The sequence below is a fragment of the Paenibacillus sp. MMS20-IR301 genome, from assembly GCF_032302195.1.
In the GTDB taxonomy this organism is placed as follows: Bacteria; Bacillota; Bacilli; order Paenibacillales; family Paenibacillaceae; genus Paenibacillus_AQ.
Genome location: NZ_CP135275.1, coordinates 3,693,412 through 3,708,857, shown reverse-complemented (window position 1 = coordinate 3,708,857; position 15,446 = coordinate 3,693,412). Strand labels below are relative to the sequence as shown.

The 15,446-nt window shown below is 50.4% G+C and carries 12 protein-coding genes; 8 read left to right on the top strand and 4 right to left on the bottom strand.

Annotated features, from left to right (window positions below):
* Positions 1-492: 492 nt before the first annotated feature.
* From LOS79_RS16055 to LOS79_RS16045, 3 genes are all read right to left on the bottom strand, one after another.
* On the bottom strand, positions 493-2,019 hold the full coding sequence (locus tag LOS79_RS16055; protein WP_315421646.1) for an amidase: 1,527 nt from the start codon (positions 2,017-2,019) through the stop codon (positions 493-495).
* Between the two features lie 183 nt (positions 2,020-2,202).
* Positions 2,203-2,787: an LOG family protein gene (locus LOS79_RS16050; RefSeq protein WP_315421643.1), complete on the bottom strand. Its 585-nt coding sequence runs from the start codon at positions 2,785-2,787 to the stop codon at positions 2,203-2,205.
* A gap of 201 nt (positions 2,788-2,988) precedes the next feature.
* A complete protein-coding gene (locus tag LOS79_RS16045; protein WP_315421641.1) occupies positions 2,989-4,857 on the bottom strand; it encodes a S8 family peptidase in 1,869 nt (622 codons plus the stop codon).
* A 302-nt stretch (positions 4,858-5,159) separates the two neighbouring features.
* On the opposite strand from LOS79_RS16045, the gene LOS79_RS16040 reads away from it, so the two are divergent.
* From LOS79_RS16040 to LOS79_RS16010, 7 genes are all read left to right on the top strand, one after another.
* On the top strand, positions 5,160-7,877 hold the full coding sequence (locus tag LOS79_RS16040; RefSeq protein ID WP_315421639.1) for an endonuclease: 2,718 nt from the start codon (positions 5,160-5,162) through the stop codon (positions 7,875-7,877).
* Between the two features lie 27 nt (positions 7,878-7,904).
* Complete coding sequence (locus tag LOS79_RS16035; protein WP_315421635.1) at positions 7,905-8,417, top strand: histidine phosphatase family protein; 513 nt, start codon at positions 7,905-7,907, stop codon at positions 8,415-8,417.
* A 20-nt stretch (positions 8,418-8,437) separates the two neighbouring features.
* Positions 8,438-9,328 carry an endonuclease I family protein gene (locus LOS79_RS16030; protein ID WP_315421631.1) on the top strand — a complete coding sequence of 297 codons (891 nt, stop codon included), beginning with the start codon at positions 8,438-8,440 and terminating at the stop codon, positions 9,326-9,328.
* Between the two features lie 19 nt (positions 9,329-9,347).
* A complete protein-coding gene (locus LOS79_RS16025) occupies positions 9,348-10,346 on the top strand; it encodes a S8 family peptidase (RefSeq protein WP_315421628.1) in 999 nt (332 codons plus the stop codon).
* Positions 10,347-10,373: 27 nt separating this feature from the next.
* A complete protein-coding gene (locus LOS79_RS16020) occupies positions 10,374-11,105 on the top strand; it encodes a hypothetical protein (protein WP_315421625.1) in 732 nt (243 codons plus the stop codon).
* A gap of 14 nt (positions 11,106-11,119) precedes the next feature.
* Positions 11,120-11,788 (top strand): DUF2278 family protein, encoded by a 669-nt coding sequence (locus LOS79_RS16015; protein ID WP_315421622.1) that lies wholly within the window; start codon positions 11,120-11,122, stop codon positions 11,786-11,788.
* Between the two features lie 76 nt (positions 11,789-11,864).
* A complete protein-coding gene (locus tag LOS79_RS16010; RefSeq protein ID WP_315421619.1) occupies positions 11,865-13,298 on the top strand; it encodes a M14 family zinc carboxypeptidase in 1,434 nt (477 codons plus the stop codon).
* Positions 13,299-13,364: 66 nt separating this feature from the next.
* On the opposite strand, the gene LOS79_RS16005 is transcribed toward LOS79_RS16010, so the two are convergent.
* Positions 13,365-14,219: a CPBP family intramembrane glutamic endopeptidase gene (locus LOS79_RS16005; RefSeq protein ID WP_315421616.1), complete on the bottom strand. Its 855-nt coding sequence runs from the start codon at positions 14,217-14,219 to the stop codon at positions 13,365-13,367.
* Positions 14,220-14,574: 355 nt separating this feature from the next.
* On the opposite strand from LOS79_RS16005, the gene licT reads away from it, so the two are divergent.
* On the top strand, positions 14,575-15,408 hold the full coding sequence (gene licT, locus LOS79_RS16000) for a BglG family transcription antiterminator LicT (RefSeq protein ID WP_315421614.1): 834 nt from the start codon (positions 14,575-14,577) through the stop codon (positions 15,406-15,408).
* Positions 15,409-15,446: the final 38 nt, after the last annotated feature.

Below are 15,446 nucleotides of genomic sequence, written 5' to 3'. Positions count from 1 at the left end.
TGCTGCATGAACGAATTCCTTGCCCTGTAAGGGGGCGTTCATCGGCTGGCCATCATTCTTAAGTTCAGCATATATAATTCATAGTAATCATGTGTACTAAAGCAGCGGTTAAGCTAATCAGTGTATACGCTGAAAAAAGGTGCATCTGCAGCTAGATCGCACACACAGCTGATCCGTACCTGCTGCGGAGCCTGGGTTAAGTGGATTAATGACACCTAATTTATCTGCTCCAGCAGCTGATCCGGAAATAAATGGATTTATGACACTTAATTTCGCCCAAGTTGCCTGTTTTATCCGATATGTATGGAATTAAGTGTAATTTATCCAACTAATATCTTCATTCTCTGACATTTGCAGCGATTAAGTGTCATTTTTCCACTTATTAGTCAGCAGCCGGCTGCCGTGCGCATTTTACAAAACGAGCCTCGCACCCGGCAGACAGCGGATCGTACAGTACTGAATTAATACACATTTCAGCCAATGTGAAGTCTGTTAAGCAAACAGCGGATTACCCTGCATGCCTACCCACAGCGGTGATTGTTCCAGGCAGGCAGCGAGCTGGAGCAGCAGATCCTCGCGGCCTTTGGAGGCCATGACCTGAACGCCGATTGGCAAGCCTTCCGCTGTCAGATGGACCGGAACGCTCATGGCGGGTTGACCGGTCAGATTGGCCAGCTGGGTGAACGGTGTGTAGGTCAGGCTCGGCTCGAACATCTCGTAGATCATCCGCCGCTGCCCTTCCTTGGACAGGCTGCTGACCTCCAGCAGCTGCTTAATCTCATCCGGTGTCTGAGTCAGCTCCCCGACCTTCGGCGCGGAATCCGCATTCGCCGGTGTGATATACAGATCGAACCGCTCCATCAGCGCCGCCATCTGGGCGGCGGCGACATCCCATTCGTGCAGGCTGTGCACGAATTCAGCTGCGGACACCTGCTTGCCCGCTTCAGCCAGCACCCAGGTGACAATATCCACTTCACTGGCCGCAATCTTGCGGCCCATTCCGCTCTCCAGCGACAGGAACATCGCCGATACCTCGCCGGCATTCATCGTGTAATAGTTCTCCATCAGCCGCACTCCGTTCACCGGGCTCAGCTTCTCCTCGACTGCGTAGCCTTCAGATTCCAGCCACTTTACCGTCTTAAGCACAGCTTGTACAGCTTCTTCGGATACCGGTGTCCCGACCGGCGAAGCCGTAGTGTAGGCAATCCGCAGCTTCCGCTGCCTTGGCAGCAGCAGATCATCCAGATAGACCCCCGGATAGAGCGGGGTCTGAAAAGCAGCTTCCGGCTGCACGACCTGCAGCAGGTCAAGCATCGCCGCACTGTCGCGCACGGTACGCGTCAGGGCAAAATCAATCGACGCGCCCTGCCACTGCCGGCCGGCCCCGGGGCCGACCGGCGTGCGCCCGCGCGTCGGCTTCAGTCCGAACAGGCCGGTGAACGAGGCCGGTATGCGGATGGAGCCGCCGCCGTCACTGGCTCCGGCGGCCGGAACGATCCCGGCGGCTACTGCCGCCGCCGCGCCGCCGCTGGACCCGCCCGGGGAATGGGCCGGGTTCCAGGGGTTGCGGGCCGGGCCGTGGAGCAGCGGCTCGGTAATATTTTTGAGGCCGAATTCCGGCGTATTCGTATGCCCGAGCGGAATGAAGCCGCCGCGGCGGATGCGGGCGACATAATTGGAGTCCCGCTTAGCGATGTTGCTCTTCATCAGCAGTGCGCCGGAGGTCAGCGGCTCGCCGCCGAGCGCCTGTGAGATATCCTTCAGCAGGAAGGGGACACCGGCGAAGGGCCGTGCAGAGTCACCGGAATCAATGCCGCTGCCGCCATTACCGCCCAATATCTCATCGGCTTCCTTCAGCGCCGCCTCCCGGCGGGTATGCACCACTGCATTCAGCAGCGGATTCATTTCATCGAGCCGGGCGAAAGCTGTTTCCACAAGCTCACGCGGAGAGACTTCCCGTGCCCGGACGAGGGCGGCCAGCCCCAAGGCATCATAAGTGGAATAAGAAGACAACGTCATGTGAGTAACCTCTTTCTGGCAGGAAATGCAGGCTATATCGCTATAGCTGCCGTCTGCGGATGTAATCAATGGATACAGCAACTATAGTAATTCTTATGCATATTCAACTGTAATTAAGCAAATGTATACCGTGAGGCTGCGATAGCTTCTCTCCAGCACCTGCCGCCGGGGACGCAGCCTGCGTCAGGTACGCCGCTCGTCCGTCAAATACTGCTTCACCGGAGGCGGGGAATAGGCCGCAATCTGCTGCAGAATGCCTGCAGGCGTTGTATCGTTCAGCATGATGGAGCGCTGCTGCTCCTGCATGAACTTTTCCTGGACCATATTGTTAAACAGGGCAATCAGCGGATCATAATAACCGTTCACATTCAGCAGCCCGCAAGGCTTCTGATGCAGCCCCAGCTGAGCCCAGGTGAAGATCTCGAAGTACTCCTCCATTGTACCCGGTCCGCCCGGCATAGCGATGAAGCCATCGGCCAGCTCAGACATCTTCAGTTTGCGCTCGTGCATAGAGTCGACCATAATCAGCTCTGTCAGCCGGGTGTGCTCGATTTCCCTTTTTTTGAGAAAATGGGGCAGAACCCCGATCACTCGTCCTCCCGCCTGCATAACGCTGTCGGCAACCGCGCCCATGAGGCCGACAGTGGCTCCGCCATAGATCAATGTGAGGTTACGTGCGGCAAGCTCCTTGCCTAAGGCAACGGCACATTCCTTGTACAGTGGTGAAGCTCCCTCATTCGATCCGCAAAATACCGCGATACTCTTCATATTATGCTGAATCTCCTTTGCCTAAGTATCTAAAGATAGTTTCATGTATGATGTTGTGCTTGTATCTACATCAAAGATACCACACGATGACGTGCGGTAGAAGGAAATGCTTAATGTTCACACTCTGGATTAGATTCATTTTACATAAAAGTCCTATGTACAACAGGAGCCAACAGAGTTGTTGGCCCCTTGCAGATGATCTTAATGGACGGGTGTTAATTCGGCGACGAATTGTACTGCCCTGGCAGCATCGATACGTCCGAAGCCATACCGGTCATGCCAGCCACCCGGCATAGGTCTTGCAGATTTGCGGAGAATCTCGTGAATTTCCTCACTGGATAAGGAAATGCCATGGGCCAACGCTTCAGCGAGCATCAGGGCAATAATGCCGGTTACTGCCGGGGCCGCCATGCTGGTGCCCATCATAGGTGTAACACCATCTAATGATCCCGATTTAGCGGCCATTACCCTAAACTTAACTGGTTCATCATCGGTTTTATTTCCTCCAGGAGCACTAATCTCCGGCTTCTGTCTTCCGTCCCGTGTAGGGCCGGCACTGGAGAAGTATGAAATAGGTGTGCCTGCTTCTTTGGCGCTGTAGGAACCGACAACGACCGTTTTTTTGCCGCAGCAGATGGAGCCGAGGGTATGGGTATTATCCAGCGGTTCCTCGAAATGGGATTGGCCCGAATCATCCCGTTCAATCCAGGCGTGATATTTCCCTGACCGGATCTTCACTCCGCGCAGTTTAAGTGTCCATGTACCTGCCGGCAAACCGCTCTCCATGAAGATATTGATGACGTTGTCTCCGTTGTTCGGATCCTGTTTGCGGTGGGAGATGAAGATCACGATCTGATTCTGATCCCCGAATACCTGGTGGTTCGTGCCCAGCCTAATCTCCCCGAAGTTTGTCTTATCCGGTGCAATTAATTGACAGGTGAACTCATCTGCCTTATCGTACCAAAGCTCTAATTCGTTAGAGGTAATATCTGACCGTTCAATGCTCCAGCGAAGATCCTTCACTTCATTCTGTCTAACCGTACCGCTGGCATGTATGCCGTCCACATAAGAGTTACTTGCTGCCAACACAATAGCGCGGTTATTAGCGGCACTGACGAGCGTATCGAACCCAACCTCAACTAGAGAAGTACCGTCATGGGGCCCGCCGTTTGTTCCCAAGCTAATATTTGTGACACAGGGCCGGTCTCCGGCGAGCTTATAGATGTATTGCAGAGCCTCCAGCAGATGGGCAGAACCTCCGAAGTTCCCTTCCACGGTTTCGGGTCCCGCCCAGGGAACATCATTGGCATTCAATTGCACGAATACAATATCTGCTTGCGGAGCAGTACCGGGGATTTTGCTTCCGTTACCGTTGCCAGCCGCAGTATCCATAACATGGGTTCCGTGCCAGGGTTCATCTTCATTCCTGGGATCACGGAGATTTAAAGCCGCGAACGGGTTTTGTGTTGTTAGAGCACCGTTCAAATGCTCTTGCGAGTACACCTTGCCATATCCAAACTCAGTGTCGCTGGAGGCAATAGCCGTCTGATCCCAGTAGCTGAGAATACGGCTTGTCCCGTCCGCATTGATGAAGTTCTTATGGGTAAAGTCACATCCATCATCTACAATCCCGATGACGACGCCTTTCCCGCCGTTGCTTTTGGTATTTTGATTCAGCAAATTCGCACGGGCCTTGGTTTCTTCAATGGTCTTAAAAAGCTGGGGCTTTAACAATTGTGATGCCTTCAAGCTCATTACCGCAGGTGATTTGCGGATCTGCTCAATCTGGTCGGCGGCGATCCGGGCGGTGACAAGCCGTACATTCTCCTGCTCCTCAGGCACGCTGCCCAGGTCGGCTATTTGCCGGACTCCAGACAGATTTTTCCACGCCTCAATATCCTTTACCTTGGCGATAACCGCGATTTCACGGGTATCCGCTGTCTCCGCTGATTCTGCGCTGAACAAATGAGGGTGAGCCTCTTTGTGTTCACTTTGATTGAAGGCAATAACCCGTTGCAGCCGCGGATCGAGGTTAGGGGAAATCTCATTCGTTGTTTCTTTGAGTTTCATGACTTATCTCCTTTAGCTGGATAGAGTGCTGGAAAATACAACGTCCATATACTTTCACTAATCTGAATTTTTATAAAATCCATTTTATTCAAATAGTTATATTACAAGGGATGTGAAGATTTTATCTGGAAAGTTATGGTTTTTTATGCATGATCATTCTTATTAAATACATATGTACATGATTCATATAAACAAATATATAAAATAAAGTAAGTATCATCAAGTGAACCGTTTCACATAATAGCTCCGTTCTTTGCTGTAAGGGTACTAAAGAAAATATAAACGGTAGAGGTGAACAACATATGTTCATATCCAACGAATCAGGAAGCAAGACGTATGCCCTGGTCGGGAAACGGTATGCAGCCACAGGCAAGACTCCATTGTCGCCGGATGACTATCGCGATCTGGTGAAGCGCCGCGCGATTTCTATTCTGCACATTACACCTGATGAGCAGGAGTGGCAGGGAAACGAAGAGCTCCGAAGACAGACCGAACAGCTGATCATGGAGAAAATCCATCGTGACAGCAATCTGCTGCCGATTGATTTCTTGAGCAAGGGAGTAGAACGCGCCAAGGCTGTCTGCAGGATTGTAACACCCGGTGGCCTTGGGACCGGGTTTTTGATCGGGCGCGGACTGGTGATGACCAACCATCATGTGCTGGCAAGTGCGGAGGAAGCGGGCAACAGCCAGGCGGAATTCGGATACGAAGAGAATGGGGAGATCATAAGGCTTAATTTAAAGCCTGACGAATTGTTCATCACTTCCCCCTTTGAGGATTTGGACTTTACTATTGTGGGCTGTGAGACTGCCGGGATTGAGGATGTGCTTCCGGTGAAGCTGTTACGGAGTCCGACCACGATTACGCGCGGGGAATATGCGAATATTATCCAGCACCCTAAAGGCAGGCAGAAAGAAATTGCGCTGCAGGACAACACCGTCAGCTATGTCTATGAAAAAGTGATTCACTATACGACCGATACGGAGCCTGGCTCCTCCGGTGCTGCGGTGTTTAACAACCAGTGGCAGCTCGTCGCTCTGCACCATGCGGGCTGGTATACAGATGATGATCAGCAGCAGGCAGTGAATGAAGGCATAAGGATCTCAGCAATCGTTGCCAAACTTGTAGCGCTTGCTCAAACCGGTGATTCCGCTGCCCTGCAGCTAACGCAGAAGCTTGAAGGCACTTCACCCTATCTGGGGTTCTTCGATGTTGAGGGTCTGGTGGATAGCGGCAAAGATCTTACCGAGATTGAAATTCCTTCGTTTAAGGGAGATAAAAGGTTTGCGGATATCGGATTCTGGAATATTGAGCACTTCAACAACGGCGTCAGTGAGCAGCGGATTAAGGATGTTGCCCATCTGGTGGCAGACATGTCCATGGATGCCATTGGTCTGGTTGAAGTGGAGAGCGGCGCGCTGGACCGGCTGAGACAAGAGCTGAAGAATCGCGGTGCAGCTATGGACTACGTATACCTTGATGCGAATGACGCACAGGATCTAGCCATCTTGTATGATACGACAACAACTAGTGTTGAACTCAGAGAAGATATTAACCGGAAGTATGACCGGTTGCTGCGTTCTGAAATCAACGGGAAAACTGCTTTTCCGAGGGAGCCTTTATTCGCCAAGTGTACGGTCAGGGAAGAAGGGCGGGATGTTCAGTTCCTGATGATCGTGGTGCATCTGAAAGCCATGCGGGATACGGTAAGCACCGAGCGGCGCAAGCTTGCTGCTCAGGCATTGTCAGTGATCATTGAGGATCTGAAGCGTACGGAAGAGTTCAAGGAACTGCCTATTCTGCTGGGTGGAGACCTGAATGATGATGCGGGCAGTGTGTCACTGAGCCCGGTGATGAACATGCCCTCAGTCGTTACGCTAACCCTTGACGATGCACTGGCCGGTCATATTTCCTACATTGTGGATCCTAAGTCGCTAATCGACCACATCATTATTACCAAGGATACGAAGGCAGGCGTTATCACCTTTGACGGGAAGCAGGATGATGCGGGAATCGTTAGATTTGACAAAAGCATGCCTGATTATGCTTCTAGAATCTCAGACCATGTTCCACTTGTGCTGCGGATTATCTACAAAGACAGCAGTCCTGAAGTGGATAACCGTCTGAGTCCATCTATTCCAACGGTAGTGTGGGCGCAGGAAAACACGATGGAGCATGCACTGCTCAAGCTTCAGCTGAACCGCTTCAGGCTCGAAGAGGAGCGGGGATATTACGATGCCGAAAAGGATAAATTCGATATCGTGAACTACTATCGCGGTGTGGATCTCCAGTCCGGGGGAAGTCAGGTGTTCCGCCAGCTGCATCAGCTGCTGCTGCAAACGCATAACCGTATATTCTCCTACCCGGCAAGCCGGACGCAGCTGTATTCCGGAGTTGATATCCGCGAGGATGGCAGTCTGCACAGCCTGTATTCCGGAAAGCAGCTGGCTGCGGAAGAACTCATCCGGGAGGATTACCGTACGGAGCAGCTGCGGAAGGATTTCAAGGAGAGCCTTGCCCTTCACGGCCAGGCCGAGGAAGCCGGGTTTCAGGAGCTGATCGATGAGAAATTCGGGTTCAATGTCGAGCATGTTGTGCCCCAATCCTGGTTTGGCGGCACCTCTCCCATGCGGGGAGACCTGCACCATTTGTTCATCTGTGAGCAGGAATGCAACAGCTACAGAAGCAGTATCCCCTATTATGATTTTGCGGACTATCGTCCGGAAGCAGATCAGGAAACCATCCGCGATGCCTGCGGCAAACGCAGCGGGATGGACCGCTTCGAGCCGGAGAGCGGCAAAGGCGAGGCGGCGAGAGCGGTACTGTACTTCCTGATGCGGTATCCCGGCAAAATAGAGCATCAGAACAAGCGCGTTGACGTTAAGCTGCTGCTGGGCTGGCATAAAGAGCATCCGGTGAGCCTGCATGAGAAGCACCGAAATCAGCTGATCTATGAGCTGCAGGGTAACCGCAATCCGTTCATTGATCTGCCTGAGATTGCAGAGCAAATCGAGTTCTAACGAAGCGGAATAAGGAGGCGTTAGAGAATGAATATGACGGTTACCGGAATTAAGCAACCGCCTGCAGAAATGGTAAACCGGCTTCAGCAAGGCGGATATGTGCTGTATTTCCGCCATGCCCAGCCGGCTGAGAACTTTGGTGATCCTGGCTTGAGTGCGGAGGGGCAAGAGAAAGCGGTATTACTCGGCAACTGGCTGAGGGAGCAGAAGATTAAGATTAATCTGCCTGTGTTAACCAGTCCAACACAACGGACACAGGAGACGGGGAAGGCAGCTTTTCAGAGTATCCGTGTTGAAGAGGCACTGGCTTATATGGATACATTGTTTACAGAGAATCCGGACGATGCCGAACTGAAGATGAAGGCACGGCTGGTGAGCCTGCTGGAGTCCCTTCCTTCAGAGGGCAGTAACACAGTTCTGGTGGCTCACAGCTTTTCTTTTAATAATCAGATTGAAGCCAGACCGTATCTGGGGTTAATTCTGCTGAAACCGAGGGGCAAAGGACAGGGCTATGAGATCGTCGATGCATTTAATTTCTAATTGATAAGGAGATGTCAAAGATGGGTACATCAATTACTTCCAATGAAAATACAAGCACAGCAAGCAGGCTGCAAACGCTGGATGCCAATCTGGAGAGATTCAGCGCCGATGCCAATGCGTATTATGACGCTGCAAGGGACAAGGCCGATGTGGAGCAGTATTATGCCGGGCTTAACCGGAATGAGCAGGATGGCAAGGTATTGTTCAAAGCATTAAACAAGTTGTTAAAGGACACACACACAGAGGAAGTCCGTTACAAAAAAAGTGACGACTATCTGAAAGGCTCCGTTGATCTGCACGACGACAAAATGCTGCGAAGTATTTATTCCGGCAAAGAAGCCGAACCGCATAAGGTTATTGAGGAAGATGCTGCTATGGCTGCTGCAGAAAGTGAGACAAGCGATTCAGGACATGCCGTGAATGTTGAACATGTCGTACCTCAATCCTGGTTTAAAAAGGCCGAACCGATGCGTGGTGATATGCATCATTTGTTTTATTGTGAAGAAAAATGCAACTCATTCAGAGGAAATAAACGATATGTCGATTTTGCTGACTACAAACCCGAGGAGTTCAGAACAGATACAGTGCGGGGGGAATGTGGCAAGGGCGTAGGCGGTGGCGGTGCGGCTGACGGCGAGTTTGAACCCGAATATGCCAAAGGTGTGGTAGCCAGAGCAATGCTCTATTTCATCCTCCGCTATCCGGATAAAATTATCAAAGAATATGCTGAGCAACAGGACATAAACGTACTCCTGAAGTGGCATAAGGACTTCCCGCCCAACCTGAAATATGAGAAGCACAGAAATCAGGAGATCTTTGCCATCCAGGGCAACCGGAATCCGTTTATTGATCTCCCTGAATTGGCTGACCGGATTGATTTCAGTGTGTACAAGCCGTCTCACAATCAATAAACGGAGTGGAGGCTATGCAATGTCAGCAATAAGTACACTCACAAGTGATGCCGTAGAGCTTCAGCCTTATCAAGCCGATGATGTCACGCGCCATATTCAGGAAATCCCCAAGGGGGTGCAGATGATCCAGGCTCCGGCCTTTTGGGAGAAAGGGAAATACGGCAAAGGTGTAACCATTGCTGTTCTGGATACGGGGTGCGACCAAGACCACCCGGATCTGAAGGACCGGATTACCGGTGGGCAGAATTTCACCGATGATGACGGAGGCGCCAAGGAGAGCTACAAGGATTACAATGGGCACGGCACCCATGTGGCCGGAACCATTGCAGCAACCAAGAACGGCAAGGGAGTTGTCGGAGTGGCACCGGAAGCAGAGCTGCTGATTCTGAAGGTGCTGAACCGCAAAGGGAGCGGCCGTCCAGAATGGATTGCAGAAGCGATTGATTACGCTATTAAAATGCAGGTACAGATCATCAATATGTCCTTCTCTGCCGGAGCTGGTCATGATGAAATGCATGAAGCTATCAAGCGGGCAGTAGATGCAGGCATCATCGTAGTCTGCGCAGCTGGGAACAGCGACCGGAATGAGAAACGTTACCCGGCAGCATACAACGAATGCACCTCTGTAGGCGCGGTTGATTTTAGCGGAGAGCATGCCGAGCTCCTGACGAAGAATAATGAGGTTGACCTGACTGCCCCCGGTGTCGATGTGCTGTCCTGTTACCCCCTTGATCTGGTACCTGACCCCAACGAACCCTATAAAGTGATTTCAGGTACCTCGATGTCTTCTCCGCATGTAGCCGGGGCATTAGCCCTTGTGATCAACTATTACCAGAGTGAATCGCAATTTAACCGCAAGTTAACGGAAGCTGAGTTATATGCGCAGATTGTCAGATGCACTTTGCCGCTGGGCAGCCTCAAGGCAGAAGAAGGCAACGGGTTGCTCTTTCTAACCGCGCCGGAGCTGCTGGCCGAGTATTGGAGACACAATAAACCGGATCTGACCCCTTATTCATAATCAATAACCTGACAAGGAGGTTCAATCATGCCCGAAGGAATGTCTTTTGAGTTCAAGCTTTTCCTTGACCCTAAGCAGGTGCTGGCGGGAGATGGACAACTGCTTTCGAAGATAGCCGGACTAAGCTTTAAGCTCAAGGACAAAATGCAAATTCACCTGCTCGATACACCTGAATTGAGGCTTTATGAGACAGGCTGGATTGTCCGCAGCCGCTTCAAAGAGGAGAAATGGGAGCTGACCTACAAGAGACGCATCAGAGATTATAAGGATTTGAATAGTGCTATGAAGCAGGCGGTTGCTGAAGGATTCACACCCGGTAAATATGAGACTGAAGTCGAGTGGGGGTACAAGAAGCAGGCGTTATCTCTGGCCAAAGACTTTGATGTTGCTCTGGAAGACAAGCCTGAGGGACAGTGGAAGGAGGTGATCCTCGAGAAGGCCCCGCAGCCTTTTAAAGACAGCAGTGTCTTCAAGTCTGCGGCAGATACCCGGGTAATGGGTCCGATCAAGTCCGGGAAATATCGAACCGAATGGGAGCAGGAGAGAGTGCATCTGGAAATCTGGACCATCGGCTCAGAGCGTATGGCTGAAGCAACAATGAAAATTAAGAATGCCACCGAAGCCGAAGCGGCGGACAAGCACCAACAATTCATTACTCTGTTTAAAGAGGCTAATCTGCTGCTCGAGCAGGATATGTCCAAAACGAAATGGGCACTTGAGCGATTGAAGCAAGCATATACACGACAAACAACACATTAAAGGAGACGATTATTATGCCACTGAATCCATACGGAGTGTTAAAAGGAAAGATCATTCAAGGAACACCTGCACCAACTACAAGGGACAGCACCCCGCATTATCATGCTGTAGTTAAGGCTGCTAATAAAAAATATAAATTGGCCATCAACGTTCAATCGAAAATTACCCCCTCAGAGCTGCTCTACCTGGTCGGTGATCAATTCAATTCTGAGCAAATTACCCATCTGCAGGAACTAAAAGATGGTTTTACTAAAATTGATAAATCAAACCGTGATGAAATTGCCTTAGACTACATCCGCGGCGGATTGTTTGACCCGTCCAAGATGATTGCCCTCCCATACAATGCTGATGGTCCGGACAATGACCTGAATGAGAAAGTCGACGCCTATCTGCAACGTGCTATTGAGGATGATACCGCCAAAATATATGTATACGGCGAGCCGTTTCCGGGGGGGATTCACAATATCCATATGAATCAAGGGAACGTTGAGCCTTTTGTTGGAGACGACGGCATCTGGCAGGATGGCGGAATTGTGATTCATTTCGAGCAGGAGGACAAATGGCTGGGGCTGTTCCTCGCCTTCCAGTCGCAGTCGTGGTGCACAGACGATCAGGGCCATATGGAACGTCCGGTCAGCGAGTGTAGCCACAAGACTCACAAGTCTGCACAGCTGTCGAGATAGCCGTAGGAAGGACCAGTTATCAAGCTGGTCCTTCATTTAATTTGCCAATTTAAAAACAGAAGAAAGGATGATACAAGTGAAAATATTACAAGCGCTTATTCATGCTTCATCGCTGCAGAAGCTGCATGAGCTGGAGAATTACAGTCTGGATCTGGTAAGAAGCAGTGCCAAGCAAATTACAGAGGCAGATTATTCCGTCTCGGGAATTCTATCCGAAGAGCAGCTGGAGCTGTTGAAGAAAGAAGGCTACACTCTGGAGATTGAACTGGACGCTACGGATATTCCTGCTGAGCGGCTACAGGAGATATATCACGGAAACCGTATGGAGTCAGACCAGGGTACTGCTTCTGCAGATTTTACTGCTGATTCGATTCGGGGCGGTTATATGACCGTGGACGAGATCGATAATACATTGCTGCAGCTTAGCCGGAACAATCCGGGACTGGTCTCGCTGATCACGCTTCCCAACCGGACGTGGGAGGGACGGACATGCCGTGCGGTTAAGCTCAGTGCCGCTCCGCAGCAAGCCAGAATTAAACCGGCCATTCTGATTACAGGCAATGTCCATGCTCGCGAGTGGGGTGGTTCTGACATTTGCATTAACTTGTTAACCAAGCTCGTCCAGGCCTATACAAGCAGGCAGCCTATTCAGTATGGGAATAAAAGCTTTGCTTATGAACAAATCAAGCAGGCGCTGGATTCTGTGGACCTGATTATCTTTCCGGAGGTTAATCCGGATGGCAAGATTTATAGCCAGGAGAATCATCAGAAGCACCACTCATTTCGTGATGAAGAGGCGGGCAATGGCTTCTGGTGGCGGAAGAACCGCCGGCCGGATGAGAACGGGAACCCGATGGGCGTTGATTTGAACCGGAATTTTGATTTCTTGTGGGGAAGTACAATCGGTACCTCAGCAGATAAAAACAGTCTGATTTACCTTGGACCAGCCCCATTCTCCGAGCCGGAATCACAAAATATCAAGTATCTTCTGGATACGTATCCGCAAATCCGCTTCTATGTAGATATTCATAGCTTTGGCGAGAAAATCATGTACAACTGGGGGGATGACAATAACCAAACCACTGACCCCAATCAGAATTTCAAGAATCAGCAGTTCAACGGAATACGTGGAGCTTCCGGCAAAAGTCCTCAGACTATAAAAGACAGCTACAAAGAATACATTACGCCGCAGGATGAGAAACTGGAGCGTGAACTGGGAAACCGGATGAACGCAGCGTTACAAGCCGTACGGGGTAAATCCTACAAGGTTGAAGAGTCAGCCCGGTTGTATTATACCAGCGGGACGACACAGGATTATGCCTATAGCCGTCATTTAACAGACCCTTCCAAACCGAAAATTTACAGCTATACCTTTGAATTCGGCCAAGCGTTTGTGCCCCCTTATGAGGAGATGCGGCTTATCATTGCTGATTTGAGTTCTGCGTTGACGGAGCTGACTTACGCGGTATCCCAGATAAACGCACTAGAGCCTGTCCGCACGGGTAATTAGCACCTATTAAGCAAGACTCTGCGGCTCCGTCCGCGAGAGGGTCTTGCTTTTTTTACAGTTAAACAGTCAATAATGTATCACGGAATCTGCCTGTTGTAATTTCTTTCTCCGCAAGAGCAGCAGAAGAACGGCGGCCAGTCCCGCAGCGGTAAGTGTAGCGGCAGTAACATAACTGCTGTTCCAGATGGAGAGATTCACATTCATTAGGGAATGGATACCCACAACAATAAACAGATTCTCGGTCAAAACGTAGAAAAGTGCAAATAACATACCCAGCAGCACAAGCTGGACAAAATCAAACACAAATTCGGGTCCGCTGTAGCCGCTATAGATCCGGTTGGGAATATGCATGAGGGCAAAGAGAACATGTGTAAGCAGCATCGCCCAGAGTATGCGGGCTGACGGCTTCCGCACTCTGGACAACCAGTCATACAGCTGCACGAACAGGAACCCCCGGAAGATAATCTCCTCCAGCAGGGCATTGCCGAACAATTGTGCAAGTAAAGCACCCAGATACAGATTCGGGAATTCAGCCAGTTTACTGTTCCATTCAAGACCGTCTCCGGCAAGGAGCGACATCACGGCAGCCATAATGTTAATGGCAATCCAGAAGAGGACAGTCCCTAAGACTCCGGTAAGCAGATTTTCCCGTTTCAGCCCCAGCTCCCGCAGCGGAATCCTGGCAATTACGAGCAAATAAATAACAACGATGACCGCGAGGCCCAGCAGACCCGCACATAGAGTGGGGTTTATCCACCCGTTTGTCAGCGTTTTGATACCGTTAAACGTACCGCGCTCAAAGAACACAAGGTTCACTGCCAGCGCAAAAAACATTTCCAGGCCAATCAGGCCAAGTATGAATCCGGCAGGAACCCGCCTAACTGCGAATAGTCCTTCATTTCCGTTTGCGTCTGCCTGCATGGGACTGACTCCCTTTCCGTAATACATAATTTTCCACTGAATCGTATGACCTAACTATAGCCGCTGAAAAAAGGAAGCACTGTTGCAAAAGTCACCGGAGTCCACGAAGCCGCTGCAGTCCATGTATCCTTACACTCAATGCTTCCACCATCGAGCCGCTCATAAAAAGAGTACTGCCGTGGGCATAATTAGCAAAAGCAGATTTTCAAACAAACGGTTGACACCGTTTTCAGCATATGATAAATTGTTTCCGAGGCTTGTTACCGGTAATGCGGGCAAAACCACAATGGGAATGATGATTCGTTTCCGTTGTTGTTTTGCCCTTTTTTATTCCTCAAAAACAGGTGGGTTGAAAGTGATAATTAAACAAATCTTTAACAATAATATCGTCAGCACTGTGGATGATAAGGATCAGGAGCTGCTTATCCTCGGCCGGGGTATCGGTTTCCAGTTCCGGGCTGGTGATCCTATCGATGAATCACGGGTGGAGAAGGTGTTCCGTCTGCAGGATTCATCCATTTACGAACGCTTCAAGGCGATTGTAACGGAGATGCCGGTTGAGATTCTGCAGGTGACTGACGATATTGTAAGCCTGGCGCGGATGCAGCTTAATAAGGGAATCAGCGACGGGATTTATGTATCGCTTTCGGATCATATCCATTTTGCGGTGCAGCGTATGGAGCGGGAGCAGATTATCCGTAACCCGTTATCCTGGGAGGTGCAGCATTTCTACAAAGCCGAGTATGATGTGGCGAGGGAAGCGCTGACGATCCTGCGGGAGCGGCTGGGGATTGATTTTCCCAAGGAGGAGATCTGCAATATCGCGCTTCATTTCATCAATGCGGAAGTCAATGATTCGATGAATGATGTGACGCATATGATGCAGCTGCTGCAGGAGATTATGAACATTATCAAATATCATTTCGGCGTGGATTTGGACGAGGACAGTGTCAACTATTTCAGATTCATTACGCATCTTAAATATTTTTGCCAGCGTGCAATTACCCATTCCAGCCATGATGATACCGAGGAGTATTTGTACAAGGTGGTCAAGAAGAATTATCCCGACACCTTCAAATGCATCCGCAAGATTGAATCGTTTATCCTGAAGAACTACGAGTACATCATGACCCATTCCGAGCAGCTGTATCTGACCCTGCATCTGGAACGGCTGATGAAAACCAAATAACAAGGGGCTTGTTACTGTTCAATCAGGCAAAACCCGGA